This is a genomic window from Actinoplanes lobatus (genome assembly GCF_014205215.1).
GTDB lineage: Bacteria > Actinomycetota > Actinomycetes > Mycobacteriales > Micromonosporaceae > Actinoplanes > Actinoplanes lobatus.
The window spans coordinates 4,799,296-4,822,119 of the sequence record NZ_JACHNC010000001.1 but is presented as its reverse complement, the minus strand read 5'-3'; the positions used below and the strand labels follow the sequence as shown (position 1 = coordinate 4,822,119).

The following is a 22,824-nucleotide window of genomic DNA, read 5'->3' as shown; positions in this document are numbered from 1 at the left end:
GGTAACAGCCATGAGCCTACAAATCTCTCCTCAGCTGATCGAACTCGAGATCGGCGGGATGACCTGCGCGTCCTGCGCGGCCCGGATCGAGAAGAAGCTGAACCGGATGGACGGGGTGACCGCCACGGTCAACTACGCCACCGAGAAGGCGACGGTGACGGCCGACCCGGGCGTCACCACTGCCGATCTGATCGCCACGGTCGAAAAGACCGGATATTCCGCCGCGGTCAAGGCCGCAGAAAAGCCTGCCGAGCCGGATAAATCGGATCCTCTACGCACCCGACTGCTCGTATCGATCGTGCTCAGCGTTCCGGTGATCCTGCTGGCCATGGTTCCGGCCTGGCAGTTCACCTACTGGCAGTGGGCCTCGCTCACCCTGGCCGCGCCGGTGGTCGTCTACGGCGGCTGGCCGTTCCACCGGGCGGCCGCGATCAACCTGCGGCACGGCGCGGCGACCATGGACACGCTGGTCTCGCTGGGGACGATCGCGGCGTTCGGCTGGTCGTTGTGGGCGCTGTTCTTCGGCACCGCCGGGGAGCCGGGCATGACCCACCCGTTCAGCCTGGCCGTCAACCGCACCGACGGCGCCGGGACCATCTACCTGGAGGCGGCCGCCGGGGTGACCATGTTCATCCTGGCCGGGCGGTACTTCGAGGCCCGGTCCAAGCGGCGGGCCGGTGACGCGCTGCGGGCGCTGCTGGAACTGGGCGCCAAGGACGTCGCCGTGCTGCGCGACGGCCGGGAGGTGCGCGTACCCGTCGAGGATCTGCGGAAGGACGACCGGTTCGTGGTCCGCCCGGGCGAGAAGATCGCGACGGACGGCGTGGTCGAGGAGGGGTCGTCGGCGGTCGACCGGTCGATGCTGACCGGCGAGAGCGTCCCCGTCGAGATCGGGCCGGGCGGCGAGGTCGCCGGCGGCACGGTGAACGCGGGCGGCCGCCTGATCGTGCGGGCCACCCGGGTCGGCGCCGACACCCAGCTGGCGCAGATGGCCCGGCTCGTCGAGCAGGCGCAGGCCGGCAAGGCGGAGGTGCAGCGGCTCGCCGACCGGATCTCCGCCGTGTTCGTGCCGATCGTGATCACGCTGGCGGTGGCGACGCTGGGCTGGTGGTACGGCACCGGCGCGGGCTGGACGGCCGCGTTCACCGCCGCGGTGGCCGTGCTGATCATCGCCTGCCCGTGCGCGCTCGGCCTGGCCACGCCGACGGCGCTGCTGGTCGGCACCGGCCGGGGCGCGCAGCTCGGCATCCTGATCAAGGGTCCGGAGGCGCTGGAGTCGACCCACCGGGTGGACACGATCGTCCTGGACAAGACGGGCACGGTCACCACCGGCGTGATGAGGCTGGTCGCCGTGCTGCCCGACGATCCGGAGCTGCTGCGTCTGACGGCGTCCGTGGAGGCGGCGTCGGAACACCCCATCGCTCACGCGATCGCGGCCGGGGTGGGCGATCACCTTCCGGTGAGTGGGTTCACCAGCTTCGAGGGCTTGGGCGTACGGGGAACCGCCGGCGATCGTGACGTTCTCGCCGGGCGGATCGGCCTGCTGGAGAGGGAGGGTTTCGAGGTCCCCGTCGAGGTCGCCCGGATCGCCGCCGAGCAGGAGGCGGCCGGCCGCACCGCGATCGTGGCCGGCTGGGACGGTAAAGCCCGCGGTGTGCTGGCCGTCGCCGACACGGTGAAGCCGACCAGCGCCACCGCGGTCGCCGGGCTGCGCCGCCTGGGCCTGACCCCGGTGCTGCTGACCGGCGACAACGAGACGGTGGCGCGGGCCGTGGCGGCCGAGGTCGGCATCGACGAGGTGATCGCCGGGGTGCTGCCGGCCGGCAAGGTCGACGTGATCCGGCGGTTGCAGTCGGACGGCCGGGTGGTGGCGATGGCCGGCGACGGGGTGAACGACGCGGCCGCCCTCGCCCAGTCGGACCTGGGGCTGGCCATGGGCACCGGCACCGACGTGGCGATCGAGGCGTCCGACCTGACCCTGGTGCGCGGTGATCTGACGGCCGCGGTGGACGCGATCCGGCTGTCCCGGCGGACGCTGCGGATCATCAAGAGCAACCTGTTCTGGGCGTTCGCGTACAACGTGGCAGCGCTGCCACTGGCCGCCGCCGGGCTGCTCAACCCGATGATCGCCGGCGCCGCGATGGCCTTCTCCTCGGTCTTCGTGGTGGCCAACAGTCTCCGCCTGCGCCGCTTCCGGCCCCTGTACTGACCTCTCGGCGGCCGGCTCTTCCCGAGCCGGCCGCCGGAGACTCACTCCAGGACGGCGGTCACCGTGCCGGCGGCGACCGTGCGGTTGCCCTCACGGACCGCGAAGCCCATGCCGGCTTCCAGGGCGATCGCCTTGCCCAGGGTGACGGTCACCCGGTCCAGGGTGTCGCCGGGCATGACCAGGTCGCGGCCGCCGAGGTCCATCCCGCCGGACACGTCGGTGGTGTGGAAGTAGAACTGCGGCCGGTAGTCCGCCGCGAACGGCGTGTGCCGGCCACCCTCGGCGCTGGTCAGCGCGTATATCCGGGCCGTGAAGACCCGGTGCGGGCGCACGCTGGAGGACGCCGCGAGAACCTGGCCCCGCTGCACCTGCTCGCGCTTGACCCCGCGCAGCAGGACGGCGGCGTTGTCGCCGGCCTGCGCCGACTCCAGGACCTTGCCGAACGTCTCCAGGCCGGTGGCGACGCTGGCGACGGTCGGTCCGAGGCCGACCACCTCGACCGGCTCGCCCACGCGGAGCTCGCCGCGCTCCACCTTGCCGGTGACGACGGTGCCGCGGCCGCTGATCGACAGGACGTTCTCGATCGGCATGAGGAACGGCTCGCCCAGCTCGCGCGGCGGGATCGGCACGTACGTGTCGACCGCGTCGAGCAGCTCGCCGATCGACGCCACCCAGCGCGGGTCGCCCTCGAGCGCCCGCAGCGCGCTGACCCGGACCACCGGCACCTCGTCGCCGGGGAAGCCGTAGGCGGACAGCAGCTCACGGACCTCCAGCTCGACCAGGTCGAGCAGTTCCGGGTCGTCGGCCATGTCGCTCTTGTTGAGGGCCACCACCAGGTACGGCACGCCGACCCGCTGGGCGAGCAGCACGTGCTCGCGGGTCTGCGGCATCGACCCGTCCTGCGCCGAGACGACCAGGATCGCGCCGTCCACCTGCGCCGCGCCGGTGATCATGTTCTTCACGTAGTCGGCGTGGCCGGGCATGTCGACGTGGGCGTAGTGGCGGGACGCGGTCTCGTACTCGACGTGGGCGATGGTGATGGTGATGCCGCGGGCGGCCTCCTCCGGGGCCTTGTCGATCCCCTCGAACGCGACGTACCGGTTGGTTGCCGGGTCGCGGTCGGCGAGAACCTTCGTGATCGCGGCGGTCAGGGTCGTCTTGCCGTGGTCGACGTGACCCATCGTGCCGATGTTCAGGTGTGGCTTCGTACGGATGAACTGGCTCTTGGCCATCTTTGCGAGTCCTCACTGGATGCGAGGCGGGAGGTGGAGCGCGGCCCGATGCCAGCCGGGACGCGCCAGAACCACGCACGGAGCAGCCACCCCTCCCCTGGGTTCTGCTGCTGGCGGGGAGGGGTCAGACTCGCGAATCGAGGCGCGCGGGAGCCACCACGAGGGGCAGCTGCTGACCGGGCGCGAAGAACATGCCGAGAGGTTAGCGCCGGCTCCGGCCGGTAACCAGCGAATTAACCACGTCGATGATCGGGGCGGGCGGCAGGGGTGACAGCCAGTTGGGGCGCACGTCGACGAACCGGACCCGGCCGGACCGGTCGGCGACGACCACCGTGGCGAACGGCAGGACCGACCGGCCGGTGCCGAGCGGCTTGTCGGCGCCGGGGCTGCCGAAGCCGATGTTCAGGGCGTCGATCAGGACGTGCCGCGGGTCGGAGGCGACCAGCATGCGCAGGTCGTCGCGGTGTTTGAGGTCGGCCAGCCGGCCCGGTTCCTGCGTGCTGACGGCGACCAGGTGCGCGCCGAGGTCGGTGAGCGCCGGTTCGAGCTTCTCCGAGTAGGACCGCAGCAGCGCCTCGCAGTCGGCCGAGCCGGCGTAGCGGATGAAGACCAGCACGAGCGGGCCGGTGTGCAGGAGCCGGTCGAGGTGGATCGGTCCGAGATCCACCTCGAGCAGCGGCATGAGGGGCAGGCGGTCGCCGGCCTTCACCATTCGCTTCCAGATCGCGTTGCGGTCGAGAAGCCGCCGAAATGCTTCATCGTCGACGCGGCGCAGGTCCTGCACGGTCGTCATCGTGGTCTCCAGTCGTCGGGGTGCGACCCATAATACCCATCAGACTGATAGGAGAACTAGGCTTACCCCGCGTAGGTTCGCACGTGGTCGAAGTTCGCCGTCGCGCCGGTGGCGTTCATCGAGATCAGTCCGATCCGATACGGACCAGAGTGTGGCAGGGTCCACACCCCGCCCCACGTCCAGGTCACCCCGTCGGTGCTGGACGCCGCCCGTACCTCGTCCTCGCCGTTCGCCGCGTCGTGGTGGTAGCGCAGCCGCAACCACAGGGTGGGGGTCGCCGGCCCGCCGAACATCGGCGCGTTCGCCACCCCACCCGCCCGGTCGCCCTCCTTGCCGAACTCGGTCTGGTGCAGGAACAGGGCGGTGTTCGCGAGCGGCAGCACCGAGTGGGCCAGCTTGAAGTACCGATCGTCGTTCCGGTAGAGCACCAGCCCGGCCTGCTGGTTGCCACGGGTGCCGTCGAAGGTCAGCTTCGTCTCCACGGTGAAGTCGCCCGCCGGGGCGTCGCGCAGCAGCACCGACGCGGTGTTGTTGCCGGTGTGCAGCTCGGCCGCCTGGGTCGGCCAGACCAGGGCGCCACCGGTGCGGACCGCCCCGGCGGCCGGGCCGCGCACCCAGCTCCAGGCCGGGTCGCTCGCCGCCTCGAACTCGTCGGAACAGGCGGGCAGCAGGGCGCCCGGCGCCGGGTCGGCGACCCGGGCGGTGACCGGCTGGTAGAGCGGCGCGGCCCCGATGTTGTCGGCCTGCGCGCCCGCCCCGGTGGCCGCCGCGCCGATTCGCCCGGCGACCGGGGCGCCGGCCGGCAGGGTGATCGACACGGTCGCGACCGCGTCCCGGAGCCGGTCGGCCGAGACTTCGACGGCCAGCGCCCGGCCACGCCGCTGCGCGGCCACGGTGTGCCACGCGGTGTGCGCGAATCCGGCCGGCAGAGCGGCCACCTGATCGGTACGCCGTCCGCCCACCGTCACCGCGACGACCAGCCGGTTCGTGGCCCGGTCGAGCCACGCCACCACGTGGTTCGACGGGTCGGCGTAGGCGATCACCAGCCCCGCCCCGGCCCGCAGGTCGCCCTCCACCCGGACGTCGCCGGAGACCGTGGCGTCGCTGAGCGAGAACCCGCCCGCACCCGCGCTGAGATATCCGCCGGAATCCGTGCCGGTCGCCAGTGGCCAGGCCGCCGACCAGCCGGCCAGGGAGGCGAACGTGCTGCCCACGGTCCAGGTGGTGACCGGTGCGGTCTGCGGTGAGTTGGACGGTCCGGCGCCGGCGCGGACCACCGGCCAGCCACCGATCCAGTCCAGCCGGTCGATCATCAGCGGCCGTTTGGTGAGCCGCAGGGTGGCGCCGTTCGCGCCGGTGACCGGCGGGAAGTCCGGGTCGCCGGCCGGGATGGCGTGGTAGACCAGCCAGTCCTGGCCGGCCAGGTCGGTGGTGATCGCGTTGTGGCCGGGCCCGATCCAGCGGTCCCCGTTGGCCGCCAGCACGATGCCGTCCTTGCTGGTGAGGTCCATCAGGTCGAGGCCGCTGGGTGTCTTGAACGGGCCGAGCGGGCTGGCCGAGCGGCCGACCTTCACGGTGTAGCCGCTGTACGCGCCGTCGCAGCAGCCGCCGTCCGAGAAGAACAGGTAGTACCAGCCGTCGCGGTGCACCACGAACCCGCCCTCGGCGCGGCGGCCCCGGGCCACCTGGGTGATCTCGCCGACCCGGGTGGTGGCGGCCGCGTTCAGCCGCTGTACACAGAGGACGTCGTAGCTGCCCCAGTACAGGTAGTGGGCGCCGTCCGCGCCGGTGAACAGGGCCTGGTCGATGTTGCCGGTCGGGCAGCCGCTGCCACCGGACGGCACGATCAGGCCGTGGTCGGTCCACGGGCCGAGCGGGGTGGGGCCGGTCCGCAGGCCGATGCCGCCGGTCGACTGCGAGTAGGTGAGGTGGTAGGACCCGGCGATGTAGCGGATGTCCGGTGCCCACAGGCGGACGGTGCCGCCGGGGACGGCGTCACCCCGGTACGTCCAGTGCACCAGGTCGGTGGAGGACAGGATCGGCAGGACGTGCTCGCCGGTCTCGCCAGCACTGTTGAGGATCGGGTTCGTGGTGCCGTAGGCGTACCAGATGCCGTCTTTGCCTTTGATCACCGCCGGATCGGGGAAGGTGTCGACGGTCCCGGCACTGACCGGGTTGGTGTAGGTGGCTGCGGCCTGCGCGGCCGCGGGCGCCGTTACCGGGGCGAACAGGCCCGCGACCAGCGCCGCGACCGCCAGATGTGCGCGGAGTCTCATGGATGCCGACGCTAGGAGCTACCGGATTTTTCCGGCAATGCCCCGACTGATTAAGAAGGTAACGGGCGGCTCACGTCCCAGTGCTCGACGATCAGCCCGTCCTCGAAACGCCAGATGTCGACGACCGTCTCGGACGGGCCCTCGGCCGGGATGAGGGTGTAGTGGGCCACCACGAACTGGTCGTCCGCGATGACGTGTTGCAGGTCGAGCTGGGCGGTGGCGATCGGTGAGTTGACGATGAACTCGATCCAGGCGTCGCGGCCGGCCGGGGCGCCCGGGCTGTGTGACAGGAAATCCTCGCGGAGGATCTCGCGGAGGACCTCGACCTCGCCGGCCGCGAACCGGCCGAAGGCATCGAGGAACCGTCTCTTGTTCTCTTCCGCCACATCGATGTCAGTCATGTGAACACCGTCGCAGCTCGCCGACCGCGGTTCAAGGCGGTCAGGCGCGGGGGCGGACCAGACCGGCGTTGAAGGCGGCGATCACCAGCTGGGCGCGGTCGCGGGCGGCCAGTTTGGCGAGCAGGTGGGTGATGTGGGTCTTCACCGTCTTGACCGAGATGGCCAGCGCCGTGGCGATCTCGTCGTTGGCCAGGCCGTTGCCGATCAGGGCGAGCACCTCCACCTCGCGGGGCGTGAGGTGCCGCAGCGCCCGGACCCGTTCCGGCCGGGGTGCCGCCACGTAGTGGGCCACCAGCCGGGTGAGGATCGACGGGGCGAACAGCGACTCGCCCCGGCCGGTGCGCCGGACCGCCTCCACCAGGTCCTCCGGCCGGGCGTCCTTGAGCAGGAAACCGGACGCTCCCGCCTGGAGGGCCTCGTAGACGTACTCGTCCAGCTCGAACATGCTGAGCACCAGCACCCGGGTGCCGGTCAGGGCCGGGTCGGCACAGATCCGCCGGGTCGCCTCAAGACCATCGACACCCGGCATGCGTACGTCCATGAGCACCACGTCCGGCCGCGCCGCCCGGGCCCGCAGCACCGCCTCCGCCCCGTCCGCGGCCTGCCCGGCCACCTCGATGTCCGGCTCGTGCCCGAGGATCATGGCGAGGCTCTGCCGGAGCAGCGGCTGGTCGTCCACCACCAGAACGCGGGTGACCCCGTCGGCCGGCTTCAGGCTCATTGCGCCACCTCCGCTGCGCTCCGGCATCGCAATGAGTTCAAGACTGAGCCCGATGATTCGCTCGCAAGCTCGCTCATTGCGGCTCGTCCGGGATCCGGGCGGTGAGGCGGAAGCCCGCCTCGACCCGCTCGGCCGACAGGGTGCCGCCCAGGCTGCCGACGCGTTCCCGCAGCCCGGCGAGGCCGTGCCCGGCGCCCGGGGTGGGCCGCCAGCCGTGGGCCGGGCCGCTGTCGGCGACGCTCACCACCACATGTCTCCCGTCGCGGTGCACCCGGACCGTGGCGTCGGCCGGGCCGGCGTGCCGGGCCGTGTTGGCGAGGCCCTCCCGGACCGTCCGGCAGACCGCCACCTGGACGCCCGGCGGCACGTCCCCGAGCTCACCGGCGTGCAGCCGGGCCCGCACCCCGGCGGCCGCGGCGGCCGCGACGATGCCGGGCAGCGCGTCGAGGCCCTCCACCGGCGCGCGCGGGCCGGGCGCGGTGGGCTCGCGGAGCACGCCGAGCATGCGGCGCAGTTCGGCGGTGGCGTCGCGGCTGGTCTCCTCGATGTCGTCGAGAGCGGCCCGGATCTCGGCGGGCGCGGGCAGGTGCCGGGTGGCCGCCGCCCGTACGGTGATCAGCCCGAGCCCGTGCGACACGAGATCATGCAGGTCGCGGGCGATGTGCAGCCGTTCGGCCAGCACCGCCTCGGTGGCCGCCCACTCGGTGAGCCGCCGCTCGTAGGCGGCCCGGTCGGCCCGCCACCGGCGCACCGACCACACCGCCGCGGTGGCCGCCCCGCCGCCGATCACCACCGGGATGATCCGGGACAGCGGGCCGGAGGTCCCGACCGTGCACATGGCCATGATCAGCACCGCGGCGACGACCACGACGACCGGCACGGCCCGGCTGCGCCACGCGGGCCGGGGGTTGGCGTTCACCGGGCCGACTCTATTCCTCGGACCAGGGTCGTAGACGGGCGAGGCGATCCCCGAGCTGGGTCCGATGTGGCCGGGCCGGGCCGCCGGTTGACTGCCCATATGATCACGATCGATGGTGTCACCCGGGTCCGCGGCCGGACCCGGGTCCTGCACGAGGTGAGTTTCACGGCGCGGCCCGGGCGGGTGACCGGGTTCCTCGGGCCGAACGGCGCGGGCAAGACGACCACGCTGCGGGTGCTGCTCGGCCTGGACCGTCCGCAGGGCGGGACCGCCCTGATCGACGGCCGCCGGTACGCCGACCACGACCGCCCGCTCACCGTGGCCGGGGCGCTGCTGGACGGCAGCGGGGCCCACCGTTCCCGGTCGGCGCGGGCGCATCTGCGCTGGGTGGCGGCGAGCAACGGGCTGCCCCGCTCCCGTGTCGGCGAGGTGCTGGACCTGGTCGGGCTGAGCGCCGAGGCGGGCAAGCGGGCCGGCCGGTTCTCGCTCGGGATGAGCCGCCGTCTGGGGCTGGCCGCCGCGCTGCTCGGCGATCCGCCGGTGCTGATCCTGGACGAGCCGGTGAACGGGCTGGACCCGGCCGGGATCCGGTGGATGCGCACGTTCCTGCGGGACAGCGCGGCCGCCGGGCGGACCGTGCTGCTCTCCAGTCACCTGATGGGTGAGCTGGCGGAGACCGTGGACGACGTGGTGATCATCGACCGCGGCCGGGTGGTGGCGTCCGGTGAGCTGGCCGAGGTGGTCGGCGGGCACGCCACCCTGGAGGACGCGTTCCTGGCGAAGACCGGGAGCGAGGGTGTGTCGTGGTGAGCCTTCTCGACGCCGAGCTGCGGAAACTGCTCGGGTTGCGGACCGCCTGGATCGGCCTGCTGGTGGGGTTCCTGGCCGCGCCGGCGCTGGTGTTCGTGTCGGCCGGGAGCACCCGCCGGGCGATCGCCGAGGGCCTCTACACCGACGCGTCCGACCTGGGGTTCCAGACACTGGGCATCGGCGTGCTGGGCGCGATGATCCTCGGGGTGGTGACGGTGAGCAGCGAGTACACGCCCACCGGGGACGACGCGCCGGGCGCCCGGCAGCTCACCACCACACTGGCGGCGATGCCCCGGCGGGCCCGGCTGCTGACCGCCAAGGGCGCCGCGCTGACGCTGGTGGTGGCGGTGCAGGGGATGGTCACGACGGTGGCGACGCTGGCGGTGACCCGGCTGGTGCACGGTTCGCTGGTGCCGTCGCCGGCGCCCGGGCGGCTGGCCGGGGCGGTTCTCTACTGGGTGCTGATCGGGCTGCTGGCGTACGCCCTCACGCTGATCTTCCGGAACGGGATCGTCACGCTGACCGTGCTGGTGGTGAACACCTCGGTCGTCTCGGTGTCCTACCTGCTGACCAAGGTGACCAGCGCGGCCGTCTACCTGCCGGACATCGTGGGGGCGCACATGTTCCTGAACGAGGTGGGCGACCACGACGTCGCCCCGGTGACCGCCGGGCTGGTGATGTCGGCGTGGGTGGCGGCGCTGCTGGCCCTGGCCGGGTGGCTGTTCGGCAGGCGGGACGCGTGAACACGGTCCGGGCCGAGGTGGAGAAGCTGCTCACCCTGCGGTCGCTGGCGCTCACCCTGGGCCTGACCTGGGCGGTCACGCTGCTGCTGGACGCGCTGGATCCGCCGGGCGGCTCGGTGCTGCCGTACGGGCAGGTGGGGTTCCTGATCCTGGGTGTGCTGGCGACGGCCCACGAGTACCAGGGCGGCGGCCAGATCCGGACCACGCTGCTGGCGATGCCGCGGCGGTACCGGCTCGTGGCGGCGAAGGCGGTGGCCCTGGTGGTGCTGGCGGCGCCGGCCGCGCTGCTGGTCGCGGGCACCGCCGGGGAGCCGGGCGGGACGCTGTCACTGGTGGTGGACACGCTGGTCGCGGCCGGGGTGGGGTTGTTGATCCGGCATCCGGTCGGGGCCGCGGGGGCGGTGCTCGTCGCGTACGAGATCGGGTTTCCCTTGATCCGCACGCACTGGGGTGAGGTGACCGGCCGGCTGCCGCTCGCCGGTGTGTTGATCTTCGTGGTGGCCTCGGTGGTGTTCGCGCGCCGCGACGGGGCAGACGGATCTTGACTCCCGGGTGTTCAATACGCGCAGCGCAGGGGGTCCCACCCCAGAAGAAGCCCTCGCGCTGCACAGGCCGAGGAGAGACAGCGATGGCACAGCGACCCTCGCTCGCGGAGATCCGTGAGCGCACCTATAAACGCCGGGACTCGTGGTGGACGGTGTGGCTGGTGGATCCGCTCGCGTCCCGGCTGGTGTGGCTGGTCGCCCCGTGGCGCCCGGTCACGCCGAACGTGCTGAGTCTGGGCGCGTTCGCGCTGGGCCTGGGCGCGGCGGCGGCGTTCTGGCAGGCGGAGTACCGGTGGCTGCTCGTCGGCGCGCTGCTGTTCCACCTGGGTTTCGTGCTGGACTGCATGGACGGCAAGATCGCCCGGCTGAACGGGACGGGGTCGCTGTTCGGCAGCTGGCTGGACTACGTCTTCGACCGGTTGCGGGTGGTGGTCTGCTCGCTGGCGCTGTTCGGCGGGCAGTGGCACCACACCGGTGAGACCCTCTACCTGTGGCTGGCCGCGACCGTCATCTTCCTGGACATGTTCCGCTACCTGAACGCGCTCCAGATGCAGAAGGTCAAGCTGACCATGAAGGAGAACCTGACGGCCGCGGCCGCGGCCTCCGGTACGGCGATGGAGTACGCGGAGGAGACCGACGAGGAGATCCCGCTCGACGGCGAGGAGGCCCGGTCGGCGATCGACGTGCACGGCGACTTCCGCGCCCGGTTCGGTGGTTTCCTCAACTTCCGCAACTTCTTGCTACGGCAGCGCATCCGCGCACACGTCTTCAGCGGCATCGAGTTCATGATGTTCGTGTTCATCATCGGGCCGGTGACCGGGTTGCTGGCGCCCGTCACGGTCGCCGCCGGACTCCTGCTGCTGGCCTTCGAGTCACTGCTGGTCTACAAGCTCTGGACCACTACCAGGACCTATCAGAGGCGGATCGCCGTCCTCTGAGCACACAGCTCACACACAGCCCCGGCGGGCCTTCCGCCGGGGCTTTCTTTCATAGGTAAGAACCTCTTTACGGGCGCGACACGGCTTGGTAATTTCCTGAAACCGCTTGCAAGAACTTGCAACAATCCTCAGCGTTGCCCTCCGTAGAAGAGGCACCTCCATGAAATTGCGCTCCCGCAGACTCCTTGCCGGGTCCGTCTCCGCCGTCGCCGCTCTCGCGGCCGGTCTCACCGCCATCACGCTGCCGGGCACCGCGTCGGCCGCCACCAGCCTCAACAACAGCGACGTCACCGCGAACCTGTGGTCCTGGAACTGGGACTCGGTCTCGGCCGCCTGCACGAACCACCTCGGCCCGGCCGGTTACGGCGCGGTCCAGGTGGCCCCGCCCGCCGAATCGGTGAGCCTCGCGACCAGCGACAGCGGCGTGCACCCGTGGTGGGAGATCTACCAGCCGGTGTCGTACAACCTGACCAGCCGGTTCGGCACCCGCGCCGAGTTCTCCAGCATGGTCACCGCCTGCCACAATGCCGGCGTCCGGGTCTATGTGGACGCGGTCGTCAACCACATGGCCGGCGCCAACAACACGCTGACCACCACCTACGGCGGGTCGACGTTCAGCCCGTCCGGCTACAGCTACCCCGCGGTGCCGTACGTCTACGACGACTTCCACCACGCGAACGACGGCTACTGCTCGGACGACGACGCGGTGATCGACGACTGGAACAACGTCTCCGAAGTCCAGAACTGCATGCTGCTGTCGCTGTCCGACCTGAAGACGCAGAGCAGCACCGTGCAGACGAAGATCGCCGCCTACCTGAACGACCTGGTCGGCATCGGCGTCGACGGCTTCCGGGTGGACGCCGCCAAGCACGTGGCCAAGGCCGACTTCGCGGCGATCATCGCGAAGCTCAACAACACCACGGCCGAGGGCGTCAAGCCGTACATCGCGCAGGAGATCTTCACCGGCGCGTCCAACAGCGAGCTGCTGCCGTCGGCGTTCACCTCCAACGGTGACGTGCTCGGCTTCTCCTACGCGATGGGCCTCAAGACCCAGTTCAACAACGGGACGCTGGGCAACCTGTCGACCATCCCGTCGTGGAGCCTGGACGCGACGAGCGCGCAGACCGCCGCCATGGTCACCAACCACGACCTGGAGCGCGACGGCACCACGCTGCGCTACCAGGACGGGACCAAGTACACGCTGGCCAACTACTTCCTGCTGGCCTACCCGTACGGGCAGCCGTTCGTCTACGACGGCTTCACCTTCTCCACCTCGTCGACCGGGCAGTCGCCGCCCGCCGACTCCAGCGGTTTCGTCACCGACACCGACTGCACCAACAGCGCCTGGCAGTGCCTCACCCGGTCGACCGGCGTCAAGGGCATGGTGGCCTGGCACAACACCACCCAGTCCGTCACCTCGGCGTCCAACTGGACCACCACCAGCGGCAACGTGATCGGGTTCAGCCGTGGCTCGCTCGGCTGGTTCGGCCTGAACAACTCGTCCAGCGCGTCGACCGCCACCTACACCACCGGCCTGGCCGACGGCGTCTACTGTGACCGGATCACCGGCGGCGCGTCCAGCACCGGCTGCAACGGCACCGCGATCACCGTCTCCGGCGGCACCGCGTCGGTCACCATCCCGGCCAACAGCGCCGTGGCGATCGACGTCAACGCCACCTCCGGCGGCGGCACCACCACCTCCCCGACCGCCTCGCCTTCGGCTTCGGCCACCAGCGCGAGCCCCTCGCCCAGCGTCACCACCTCGGCCACGCCGTCGCCCAGCGTCACGACAAGCGCCGGTACGGTCGCCGCGACCTTCAACGTGTACGCCACCACCACGACCGGCACCGACGTCTACGTGGTCGGCTCGAACGCGGCCCTCGGCAGCTGGGACACGGCGAACGCGGTCAAGCTGTCGGCCAGTGGCTACCCGATCTGGACCTCGACGGTGTCGATCCCGTCCGGCACCAGCTTCGAGTACAAGTACATCAAGAAGGACTCCTCCGGGAACGTCACCTGGGAGAGCAACGCCAACCGCTCGGTGAGCACCGGCACCTCGGCGATCTCCTTCGACAACAGCTGGAACGTGGCGAACGCCAGCGCCACCGCGGTCACCTTCAACGAGACGGCGACCACCAGCACCGGGCAGAACGTCTACGTGGTCGGCTCGATCGACTCCCTCGGCGCCTGGAACACCGCCAACGCGATCCCGCTGTCGTCGGCGTCCTACCCGACCTGGAGCAAGCTGGTGATCGTCCCGCAGAGCACCACCTTCACCTACAAGTACATCAAGAAGGACGCCTCCGGGACCGTCACCTGGGAGTCCGGCAGCAACCGGTCGTACACCACCGGCACCGCGTCGGCGTACACCATCAGCGACACCTGGAAGTAGCCCAAGGCCCAGCGGCCCGCCCTCATGGCGCCACCTCCGCTTCGCTCCGGCGTCGCCATGAGTTCATGACTGAGCCTGATGATTCACTCGCAAGCTCGCTCATGTGACGCGCACCGGCACCACGTCCGGAGCGCCGAGGCGGGCCGCGTCGGCCGTCTCGTCGTCCTGCTGCTCCTGCGAGGCGCGTTCCGCCGCCACCCGCAGCCGGTAGTTCTCCACCTCACGGTCGCGCTGCCCGGCCGTCCAGCCGAGCACCCGGCCCATCAGCTCGGCCGCGTGCGGGGCGGCGACCACGCCACGGTCGAACGTCTCGATCGAGATGCGGGTCCGCCTGGTCAGCACGTCCACCAGGTGCCGGGCGCCCTCGGCGGCGGCCGCGTAGACGAACTCGGCACGCAGGTAGTCGTCGGCGCCCTCGATCGGGCGGCCCAGGTCCGGGTCGTCGCGGATCAGCGCCAGCACCTCGTGGATCAGCGCGCCGTACCGGCCGAGCAGGTGCTCGACCCGGGCCACGTGCAGGCCGGACTCGGCGGCCAGGATGCCCCGGCGGTTCCACAGCGCCGGATAGCCGTCGGCGCCGACCAGCGGCACCCGGTCGGTGACCGAACGCGGCACGGTCCGGGCCAGGTTGTGCACACAGGCGTCGACCGCGTCCTTCGCCATCACCCGGTACGTCGTGTACTTGCCGCCGGCCACCACCACCAGCCCCGGCACCGGGCTCGACACCGAATGCTCACGGGACAGCCGCGACGTCGGCTCCGACTCGCCGGACAGCAGCGGCCGCAGCCCGGCGTAGACCCCCTCCACGTCGGCGCGTTCCAGCGGTGTCGCGAGGACCTTGTTCACCTCGCGGAGCAGGTAGTCGATGTCCTTGCTGGACGCCGCCGGGTGCGCCTTGTCGAGCCGCCAGTCGGTGTCGGTGGTGCCGATGATCCAGTGCCGGCCCCACGGGATGACGAACAGCACGCTTGTCGCGGTCCGCAGGATCAGCCCGGTCGACGACTGGACCCGGTCGCGGGGAACCACCAGGTGGATACCCTTCGAGGCGCGTACGTGGAACTGCCCCCGTTCGCCGACCAGGGACTGGGTGTCGTCGGTCCACACGCCGGTGGCGTTGACGATCTGCTGGGCGCGGATCTCGTACGTCCGGTCGTGTTCCAGGTCGTGCACCCGTACCCCGGTCATCCGGGAACCCTCCCGGAGGAAGCCGACGACCTCGGTCCGGGTGACCACGTGGGCGCCGTGCGCGGCCGCGGTCCGGGCCAGGAACATGGTGTGCCGGGCGTCGTCGACCTGCGCGTCGTAGTACTGCAACGCGCCGACCAGGGAGTCCCGGCGCAGCGACGGGCAGGCCCGCAGCGCGCCGCGCCGGGTCAGATGCCGGTGCCGCGGCATGTTCCGTAGGCCGGCCAGGGTGTCGTAGAGGGTGACGCCCGCCCCGGCGTACAGGCGTTCCCAGCCGCGGTGCTTGAGCGGGTAGAGGAACCGGACCGGGCGCGCCAGGTGCGGCGCGAGGCGGTGCAGGATCAGCCCCCGCTCCCGCAGCGCCTCGCGGACCAGCCCGAAGTCCAGCATCTCCAGGTAGCGCAGCCCGCCGTGGATCAGTTTGCTGGACCGGCTGGACGTGCCGGAGGCGAGGTCGCGCGCCTCGACGAGACCCACGGTCAGTCCCCGTGTGACCGCGTCGAGCGCGCAACCCGCCCCCACCACTCCCCCACCGATCACCAGCACGTCGACCTCCCGCTGCTCGAGAGCGTGCGAGGCGGCGTCCCGGTACGAAGGAGAGAGAGCCGTCATGATCAGTCCACATCCACCCAGTCGAGGGTCCGCTGCACCGCCTTCTTCCACTTCCCGAAGCCCTGGTCCCGCTGTTCGGCGGACCAGGTCGGCCGCCAGCGCTGCGACTCGTTCCAGTTCTCCCGCAGCTCGTCGGTGTTCTTCCAGAACCCGACCGCGAGACCGGCCGCGTAGGCGGCGCCCAGGGCGGTGGTCTCGGCGACCACCGGGCGGCTGACCTGCACCCCGAGCACGTCGGCCTGGATCTGCATGCACAGGTTGTTGACGGTGATGCCGCCGTCGACCTTGAGCACGTCCAGGGTCACGCCGGAGTCCTGCGCCATGGCGTCGACCACGTCCCGGGTCTGGTAGCAGATCGCCTCCAGGGTGGCCCGGGCGATGTGCGCGTCGGTGTTGAACCGGGACAGCCCGACGATCGCGCCGCGGGCGTCGGAGCGCCAGTACGGCGCGAACAGCCCGGAGAACGCCGGGACGAAGTAGACGCCGCCGTTGTCCGGCACCTGCGCGGCCAGCGACTCGCTCTCGCCGGCCGACTTGATGATGTGCAGCTGGTCGCGCAGCCACTGCACGGCCGAGCCGGTGACCGCGATCGAGCCCTCCAGGGCGTAGACCGGGGCGGCGTCGCCGAACTTGTAGCAGACCGTGGTGAGCAGCCCGTTCTCCGAGCGCACCAGGTTCGTACCGGTGTTGAGCAGCATGAAGTTGCCGGTGCCGTAGGTGTTCTTGGCCTCGCCCGGGTTGAAGCAGACCTGCCCGACCGTGGCGGCCTGCTGGTCGCCGAGGTCGCCGGTGAGCGGCACGTCCCCGCCGAGCGGCCCGTCGACGTGCGCGGTGCCGTACCCGTTGGGGTCGGACGACGGGCGGATCTCCGGCAGCATGGCCCGCGGGATGTTGAAGAACGACAGCAGTTCGTCGTCCCAGTCGAGGGTCTCCAGGTTCATCAGCATGGTGCGGCTGGCGTTCGTCACGTCGGTGACGTGGTTGCCGCGCGTGATGTTCCACAGCAGCCAGGAGTCGGTGTTGCCGAACAGCGCGTCACCGCGTTCGGCGGCCTCCCGGACGCCGTCGACGTTCTCCAGGATCCACTGGATCTTGCCGCCGGAGAAGTACGTGGCGGGCGGAAGGCCCGCTTTGCGGCGAATAGTAGAGCCGCGCTCGTCCCGGTCCAGGGCCGACGCGATCCGGTCGGTGCGCGTGTCCTGCCAGACGATCGCGTTGTAGTACGGCCGCCCGGTCCGGCGGTCCCAGACGACCGTGGTCTCCCGCTGGTTGGTGATGCCGACCGCGGCGAGGTCGCTGGCCGAAAGGTTGGCCTTCTGCATGGCGGTGCGCACCACGGCGACCGTGCGCTCCCAGATCTCGATCGGGTTGTGCTCCACCCAGCCGGCCCGCGGCAGGATCTGCTCGTGTTCGAGCTGGTGCCGGGCCACCTCGTTCCCACCATGGTCGAAAATCATGAACCGGGTGCTGGTGGTGCCCTGATCGACGGCGCCGACGAAGTCAGCCACGATTGACCTCCACGTTCTCATCTGTCCGGGTCGGTAGCTCACCCGGTTCCTGGGGCGAATCCGACGGCAGGAAGCGCCCGATCAGAGTCTGGTACAACCCGGCGCCCACGATGCCACCGATGATCGGCCCGGCTATCGGGATCCAGAAATAGAGATACCCGGTCTGGTCACGGAACGCCGTCTCGTAGCCGGTCAGGAAACTCGCGAGTCGCGGTCCGAAGTCGCGGGCCGGGTTGATCGCGTAGCCGGCGTTGGTGCCCCAGGCCATGCCGATCGCGACGACGAGCAGGCCCACCACGACCGGCCCGAGGTTGGCGGCCGGCGCCGTGTTGTTCATGTCGGTCAGCGCCAGGATGACGAAGAGCAGGATCGCCGTACCGATGATCTGGTCGCGGAGAGCGCCCCACTCGCCGACCGGAAGCGTCCCGTTGCCGGGCAGTGTGGAGAAGACGCCCTGCGTCTTGATCGTCAGGCCGGGGTCGGCGGCCCGCAGCACCTCGGTGTAGTTCCAGCGCACGATCAGCGCGGCGACGAACGCGCCGAGGAACTGGGCGATCGAGTACGGGGCCACCTTCCGCCAGGAGAAGCCCTTGAAGACGGCGAGCGCGATGGTCACCGCCGGGTTGAGGTGCGCGCCGCTGATCCGCGCCGCGACGTAGACGCCGAGTGTCACACCCAGGCCCCAGGCCCAGGCGATGCTGTCGTGGTCCCCGATCCCGGCGGCGGCGACCTGCGCCACCACCCCCACGCCGAACAGAATCAGAATCATGGTGCCGGCGAACTCGGCCGCCAGTTCGCCGGCGAGTCCTGGAATCTTGAGTCGTGTTGCCATGCTCCCTCCCTGCATCGATGTCCCGGACGCTAGGCAGGGCCCGGAGAGGGGGCAATGAACACCGGTCGGCATTGTCGAACATCAATTACAGCGAGTCGCAACACGGTGGCTTAGAGTCCGAAACATGCCCGGAACGGTGCAGGCGATCGAACGAGCGGCCGCGATCCTGCGGACCCTCGCCGGTGGGCCGGGCCGTTTCGGGCTCAGCGAGATCGCCCGCACGCTGGACCTGGCCAAGGGCACCACGCACGGCATCCTGCGCACCCTGCAACTGGTCGGGTTCGTCGAGCAGGACCGGGTCTCCGGGCAGTACCAGCTCGGTGGCGCCCTGCTCCACCTGGGCACCAGCTATCTGGACATCAACGAGCTGCGGTCCCGGTCGATCAACTGGGCCGACCCCCTCGCCGCGCGCAGCGGCGCGGCGGTCCGGATCGGCACCGTGCTGGAGGGGCAGGTGCTCGTGGTACACCACGTGTTCCGGCCGGACGACACGTTCCAGACCCTGGACGTCGGCGCCCTGCTGCCGCTGCACGCCACCGCGCTCGGCAAGGTACTGCTCGCCTACCGGGCCGGCGGCCCGGCGCCGAACCTGGAGACCTTCACCCGCCGCACCCTCACCGACCCGCGCGCGCTTGCCGTCGCCCTGGAGGGGGTACGGGAGTCCGGCTGGGCTTTCGAGGTGGACGAGTTCCTGGTCGGCCAGGCGGCGGTGGCGGCGCCGATCCGCGGCTACGGCGGACTGGTCGTCGGCGCGATCGGCATCTCCGGCCCGGTCGAGCGCCTCTGCGACAGCCACTACCGGCCGCTGCCGAGGCTGGTGACCTACGTCCGCGACGCCGCCCGGGCCATCTCAAGGGATCTGGGGGCCACCCGATGACCGAGAAATATGTGCTCGCGATCGACCAGGGCACCACCTCGACCCGGTGCATCGTCTTCGACCGGCGGGGGCAGCTGGTCTCCCTGGCCCAGCAGGAGCACAAGCAGTATTTTCCCCGGCCCGGCTGGGTGGAGCACGACGCCATGGAGATCTGGCGCAATGTGGAACGGCTCGCGCCCCGGGTGCTGCGGCGGGCCGGGATCGGGCTGGACCAGCTGGCCGCCCTGGGCATCGCCAACCAGCGGGAGACCACGGTCATCTGGGACCGGCGTACCGGTGTGCCGGCCGGGCGGGCGATCATCTGGCAGGACACCCGGACCGACGCGCTGGTCCACTCGCTGGCCGCCTCTTCCGCCGCCTCCGAGATATCCGAGATCTCCGGACTTCCCCTGGCGACCTACTTCTCCGGGCCGCGCCTGCGCTGGATGCTCGACCACACGCCGGGCCTGCGGGAACGGGCCGAACGCGGCGAAGTCCTCTGCGGCACCATGGAGACCTGGCTGATCTGGAACCTCACCGGGCGGGCCCAGCACGTCACCGACGTGACCAACGCGAGCCGCACCATGCTGCTCGACGTGCGCGGACTCGACTGGTCGCCGCGGGCGCTCGGCTTCTTCGGGATACCCCGCGCCATGCTGCCGACGGTACGGCCGTCGATCGGCGGCTTCGGCATCGCGTCCGAGGCCTTTCCCGGGGTACGGATCGGGGCGGCGCTCGGCGACCAGCAGGCGGCGCTGTTCGGGCAGACGTGCTTCACCCCGGGCGAGGCGAAGTGCACGTACGGCACCGGCAGCTTCCTGCTCCTGAACACCGGCGCGGAACTGGTCCACCCGGAGAACGGGCTGCTCAGCACGGTCGCCTACCAGATCGCCGGCGCCCCGGCCGTCTACGCCCTGGAAGGCTCGATCGCGATCACCGGCTCGCTGGTCCAGTGGTTCCGCGACCAGCTCGAACTGATCTCCAGCGCCCCGGAGATCGAGACCCTGGCCCGGACCGTCGCCGACAACGGCGGCTGCTACATCGTGCCCGCCTTCTCCGGCCTGTACGCCCCCTACTGGCGCAGTGAGGCACGCGGCGTGATCGTGGGCCTCACCTCGTACATCACCAAGGGTCACCTGGCCCGCGCGGTGCTGGAGGCGACCGCCTGGCAGACCCGCGAGGTGGTGGACGCCATGAACGCCAACTCCGGTCTCACCCTCACCACCCTCAAGGTCGACGGCGGGATGACCGCCGACAACCTGCTGATGCAGATGATCGCCGACGTGCTGGACGTGCCGGTGGTCCGCCCGCTGGCCGTGGAGACGGTGTCGCTGGGCGCCGCCTACGCGGCCGGCCTGGCCGTCGGCTACTGGCCCGACCTGGACGGCCTGCGCCGCAACTGGCACATCGCCGGCCAGTGGATGCCGGCCATGGACCCGGCCCTGCGCGACGGCGAGTACGCCAACTGGCGCCGCGCCGTGGAACGCACCTTCGACTGGATCCAGCCCGCCTGATCCGGTCGGCCGGACGGCGCCTCCTGCCCGAATCCGCGCGGGAGTTTCTTCCGATGCCCCGGCCCCGCACCGCTCGGTACGGTCGCAGTCAGGTACGACAGCGGCGCGGAAAGGGTGCGTCACGTGTACGACGACGAGTTCCTGATCGACCCGGCGCCCCCGGCGATCACCGTCTCCGTCCATCGCCTCCGGTCCGGTGACGTGCTGGCCCGGGTGGTCGGGGAATTGGACCTCCACAGTGCTCCGGTGCTGTTGCGGGAGTTGCGCACCGCGCTCGGCGAACGGGATGCCACGATGCTCCGGCTGGATCTGGCCGGCGTCTCCTTCTGCGATCAGGCCGGGCTGCGGGCGCTGCACGCGCTGAGCGCCGGGGCCGGGCCGGACCGCGTGCGGATCGTGGCCGCCCATGAGGGTGTGGACGTCCTCCTCCGGCTCTGCGGGATCGACGTCTTCCTGGGCTGGACGGTGGGGGCGACCACCCGGACCGGCTGATCGGCCAGCCCCTGACGCGGCGTGCGCGCACCATGATGGAGGGGTGGGCGCACATCTGAACAGCGGACGGGTCACGGCCGAGATCGTTCGGATCGCGGCGATGCCCGGCGGCGTCCGGCCGCGGGCCGAGGCGCTGATCGAGATCCTGCGCCCGCTGCTGCGGCACGACGCCGCCTGGCTGAGCCTGCTCGATCCGGAAGGACGGCGCCACCAACCGATCATCGCCCCCGGCCACACCGGCCGGCTCCAGCGGTACCTGGGCGGGCCGGAGTTCACGGCCATCCTGGAGCGGGTCGGCCTGCACCGCGACCGCCGCCCGATGCGGGCGTTCGAGTCGCCGGTGCCGGTCGAGGAGCTGCCGTCGTGGGTGGACTACTTCCAGCCGGACGGGTTCGCCGAGGGGGTGGCCCTTCCCCTGGTCACCGCGGACGGCCGCTACCTGGGAATGCTGGGCGCGCACGCCGGGTCGCCGGATCCGCTCAGCGACGAGCTGTGCGACCTGCTGGCGACGGTGGCCCCGCTGATCGCGTACGCGGTGGACCCGCTGCGCACGCTCGCCGCGCTGGCCGGGATGGTGCACGGCGCGACGGCCGGGGTGGTGCTGACCCGGTCGGGGCGGACCGAACTGCTGCCCGGCCTGCCCGGCCCGCACTCGTTCGGGGTGGAGCCGCCGGCGCTGCATCTGGTGGGGGCGCTGCTCGCGCCGGGCCGGTCGATCGCCCGGTTCATGGTGCCCAGCACCGACCCGGAGCGCGGCCTGGTGCAGGTGACCGCGCTGGCCTGCCCGCCGGAACCGCCCGGCCACCACCGGGCGCTGGTGCTGCTGGGGCCGCCTCCGGAGACGTACGGCCTGACCCGCCGGGAGATGCAGGTGCTGGGGCTGCTGGTGGAGGGCCGCAGCAACGCGGCGATCGCCGGCGCGCTGCGGATCACGCCGCGGACCGCGATCGGCCACCTGGAACACATCATGGCCAAGATGGGGGCGGAGTCGCGGACGGCCGCCGCGGTCCGGGCCGACCGGCAGGGCCTCTACGTCCCGGCCGAGCTGCTGCGCCGCTGCTCCTGAGTGTCCCGCAACAGAGCCCACACCATCTTTCCGGTACGGGTGGGCATGGCGCCCCAGGCCTCGGCCGCCGCGTCGACGATCCGGAGTCCGTACCCCGTTCGGTCAGCAGCGTGTCCAGCGGCGGCTCGTCCCCGCCGGGCATCGGCGGCAGCGCCGGGTCGCCGTCCACCACGACCAGGTGCAGCAGGTCCGGGCCGCGCCGGGAGATGAGCACGTCGATCGGGGTGCCGGCGTGCTCGGCCGCGTTGACCACCAGCTCGGACACCACGATCCGGGCCCGGGGCACCAGCCGTGGCATGCCCCACCCGGTGCAGGCCTCGGACACCACCTGCCGGGCGCCGGGCGCGGCCGACGGGTCCGGGGGCAGCTGTAGCCGCATCTGACTGGTCAGTGGGCGCCGGCTGGCCAGGAAGGACCGGGCCAGCTGCACGGTGGCGAAGACCGGCAGCACGTCCTGGGCGGGCGGGAGGCCGAGCCGGGCCGCCAGGCGGGTATCGGCCGGCAGGCTGGCCGCGACGCGTACCGTCGGATCCATCCGCGTGCCCTGGGCCGCGGCGGTGAGCCAGAGGGGCGCGCTGCTCGCGCCGGGGTCGTCGAGTCCGCGCAGGTCGAGCAGGACGCCTGCGGGGTGCTGGGCGAGGCACTTGTGCAGCGCCTGGTAGGCGGACAGCCACAGGGGCCGCCCCCAGGAACCGCGCACGGTCAGCTCGACGAGCCAGCTCTCGTCGTCCACCACCGCCGTGACCGATGGGACGGGCACCGCCTGACCGCCTGACCGAG

Annotated in this window: 20 protein-coding genes; 10 read left to right on the top strand and 10 right to left on the bottom strand. The window is 71.4% G+C overall.

Annotated elements, in window-relative coordinates:
- Positions 1–10: 10 nt before the first annotated feature.
- The gene (locus tag BJ964_RS22250; protein ID WP_188122472.1) at positions 11–2,209 is read left to right on the top strand and encodes a heavy metal translocating P-type ATPase; all 2,199 of its coding nucleotides are present in this window, start codon (positions 11–13) and stop codon (positions 2,207–2,209) included.
- Positions 2,210–2,250: 41 nt separating this feature from the next.
- On the opposite strand, the gene tuf is transcribed toward BJ964_RS22250, so the two are convergent.
- The 6 genes from tuf to BJ964_RS22220 all read right to left on the bottom strand — a co-directional run bounded on the left by tuf (position 2,251) and on the right by BJ964_RS22220 (position 8,551).
- Positions 2,251–3,441 carry an elongation factor Tu gene (gene tuf / locus BJ964_RS22245; RefSeq protein WP_188122471.1) on the bottom strand — a complete coding sequence of 397 codons (1,191 nt, stop codon included), beginning with the start codon at positions 3,439–3,441 and terminating at the stop codon, positions 2,251–2,253.
- A 202-nt stretch (positions 3,442–3,643) separates the two neighbouring features.
- A complete protein-coding gene (locus tag BJ964_RS22240) occupies positions 3,644–4,234 on the bottom strand; it encodes a redoxin domain-containing protein (protein WP_188122470.1) in 591 nt (196 codons plus the stop codon).
- A gap of 62 nt (positions 4,235–4,296) precedes the next feature.
- Positions 4,297–6,510, bottom strand: coding sequence for a family 43 glycosylhydrolase (locus BJ964_RS22235; protein ID WP_188122469.1), 2,214 nt, complete (start codon positions 6,508–6,510; stop codon positions 4,297–4,299).
- Positions 6,511–6,560: 50 nt separating this feature from the next.
- Positions 6,561–6,911 (bottom strand): nuclear transport factor 2 family protein, encoded by a 351-nt coding sequence (locus tag BJ964_RS22230; RefSeq protein ID WP_188122468.1) that lies wholly within the window; start codon positions 6,909–6,911, stop codon positions 6,561–6,563.
- 40 nt (positions 6,912–6,951) lie between these two features.
- Positions 6,952–7,632, bottom strand: a complete 681-nt coding sequence (locus tag BJ964_RS22225) for a response regulator (RefSeq protein ID WP_188122467.1) — start codon at positions 7,630–7,632, stop codon at positions 6,952–6,954.
- Positions 7,633–7,705: 73 nt separating this feature from the next.
- Positions 7,706–8,551 (bottom strand): sensor histidine kinase, encoded by an 846-nt coding sequence (locus BJ964_RS22220; RefSeq protein ID WP_203832638.1) that lies wholly within the window; start codon positions 8,549–8,551, stop codon positions 7,706–7,708.
- A gap of 99 nt (positions 8,552–8,650) precedes the next feature.
- On the opposite strand from BJ964_RS22220, the gene BJ964_RS22215 reads away from it, so the two are divergent.
- The 5 genes from BJ964_RS22215 to BJ964_RS22195 all read left to right on the top strand — a co-directional run bounded on the left by BJ964_RS22215 (position 8,651) and on the right by BJ964_RS22195 (position 13,979).
- Positions 8,651–9,361: an ABC transporter ATP-binding protein gene (locus tag BJ964_RS22215; RefSeq protein WP_188122465.1), complete on the top strand. Its 711-nt coding sequence runs from the start codon at positions 8,651–8,653 to the stop codon at positions 9,359–9,361.
- A complete protein-coding gene (locus BJ964_RS22210) occupies positions 9,358–10,104 on the top strand; it encodes an ABC transporter permease (RefSeq protein ID WP_188122464.1) in 747 nt (248 codons plus the stop codon). The genes BJ964_RS22215 and BJ964_RS22210 overlap by 4 nt, the downstream gene beginning before the upstream one ends.
- Positions 10,101–10,649 (top strand): hypothetical protein, encoded by a 549-nt coding sequence (locus BJ964_RS22205; protein WP_188122463.1) that lies wholly within the window; start codon positions 10,101–10,103, stop codon positions 10,647–10,649. Before BJ964_RS22210 ends, BJ964_RS22205 begins: the two co-directional genes overlap by 4 nt.
- Before the next feature lie 83 nt (positions 10,650–10,732).
- Positions 10,733–11,587, top strand: coding sequence for a CDP-alcohol phosphatidyltransferase family protein (locus BJ964_RS22200; RefSeq protein ID WP_188122462.1), 855 nt, complete (start codon positions 10,733–10,735; stop codon positions 11,585–11,587).
- A gap of 160 nt (positions 11,588–11,747) precedes the next feature.
- Positions 11,748–13,979, top strand: coding sequence for a carbohydrate-binding module family 20 domain-containing protein (locus BJ964_RS22195; protein WP_188122461.1), 2,232 nt, complete (start codon positions 11,748–11,750; stop codon positions 13,977–13,979).
- 99 nt (positions 13,980–14,078) lie between these two features.
- On the opposite strand, the gene BJ964_RS22190 is transcribed toward BJ964_RS22195, so the two are convergent.
- The 3 genes from BJ964_RS22190 to BJ964_RS22180 are packed head-to-tail and all read right to left on the bottom strand — an operon-like array spanning position 14,079 to position 18,116.
- On the bottom strand, positions 14,079–15,776 hold the full coding sequence (locus BJ964_RS22190) for a glycerol-3-phosphate dehydrogenase/oxidase (protein WP_188122460.1): 1,698 nt from the start codon (positions 15,774–15,776) through the stop codon (positions 14,079–14,081).
- 2 nt (positions 15,777–15,778) lie between these two features.
- Positions 15,779–17,284, bottom strand: a complete 1,506-nt coding sequence (gene glpK, locus BJ964_RS22185; RefSeq protein WP_188122459.1) for a glycerol kinase GlpK — start codon at positions 17,282–17,284, stop codon at positions 15,779–15,781.
- On the bottom strand, positions 17,277–18,116 hold the full coding sequence (locus tag BJ964_RS22180) for an MIP/aquaporin family protein (RefSeq protein WP_188122458.1): 840 nt from the start codon (positions 18,114–18,116) through the stop codon (positions 17,277–17,279). Before BJ964_RS22180 ends, glpK (BJ964_RS22185) begins: the two co-directional genes overlap by 8 nt.
- Before the next feature lie 124 nt (positions 18,117–18,240).
- On the opposite strand from BJ964_RS22180, the gene BJ964_RS22175 reads away from it, so the two are divergent.
- The 4 genes from BJ964_RS22175 (at position 18,241) to BJ964_RS49145 (ending at position 22,044) form a co-directional block, all read left to right on the top strand.
- On the top strand, positions 18,241–18,993 hold the full coding sequence (locus BJ964_RS22175; protein WP_188122457.1) for an IclR family transcriptional regulator: 753 nt from the start codon (positions 18,241–18,243) through the stop codon (positions 18,991–18,993).
- On the top strand, positions 18,990–20,486 hold the full coding sequence (gene glpK / locus BJ964_RS22170) for a glycerol kinase GlpK (RefSeq protein WP_188122456.1): 1,497 nt from the start codon (positions 18,990–18,992) through the stop codon (positions 20,484–20,486). The genes BJ964_RS22175 and glpK (BJ964_RS22170) overlap by 4 nt, the downstream gene beginning before the upstream one ends.
- A gap of 123 nt (positions 20,487–20,609) precedes the next feature.
- Positions 20,610–20,978, top strand: coding sequence for an STAS domain-containing protein (locus BJ964_RS22165; RefSeq protein ID WP_188122455.1), 369 nt, complete (start codon positions 20,610–20,612; stop codon positions 20,976–20,978).
- A gap of 43 nt (positions 20,979–21,021) precedes the next feature.
- The gene (locus BJ964_RS49145; RefSeq protein ID WP_188122454.1) at positions 21,022–22,044 is read left to right on the top strand and encodes a LuxR C-terminal-related transcriptional regulator; all 1,023 of its coding nucleotides are present in this window, start codon (positions 21,022–21,024) and stop codon (positions 22,042–22,044) included.
- Here the strand turns inward: BJ964_RS49145 and BJ964_RS49140 are convergent.
- On the bottom strand, positions 21,944–22,804 hold the full coding sequence (locus tag BJ964_RS49140; protein WP_188122453.1) for an ATP-binding protein: 861 nt from the start codon (positions 22,802–22,804) through the stop codon (positions 21,944–21,946). The two genes, BJ964_RS49145 and BJ964_RS49140, sit on opposite strands and share 101 nt — an antisense overlap.
- Positions 22,805–22,824: the final 20 nt, after the last annotated feature.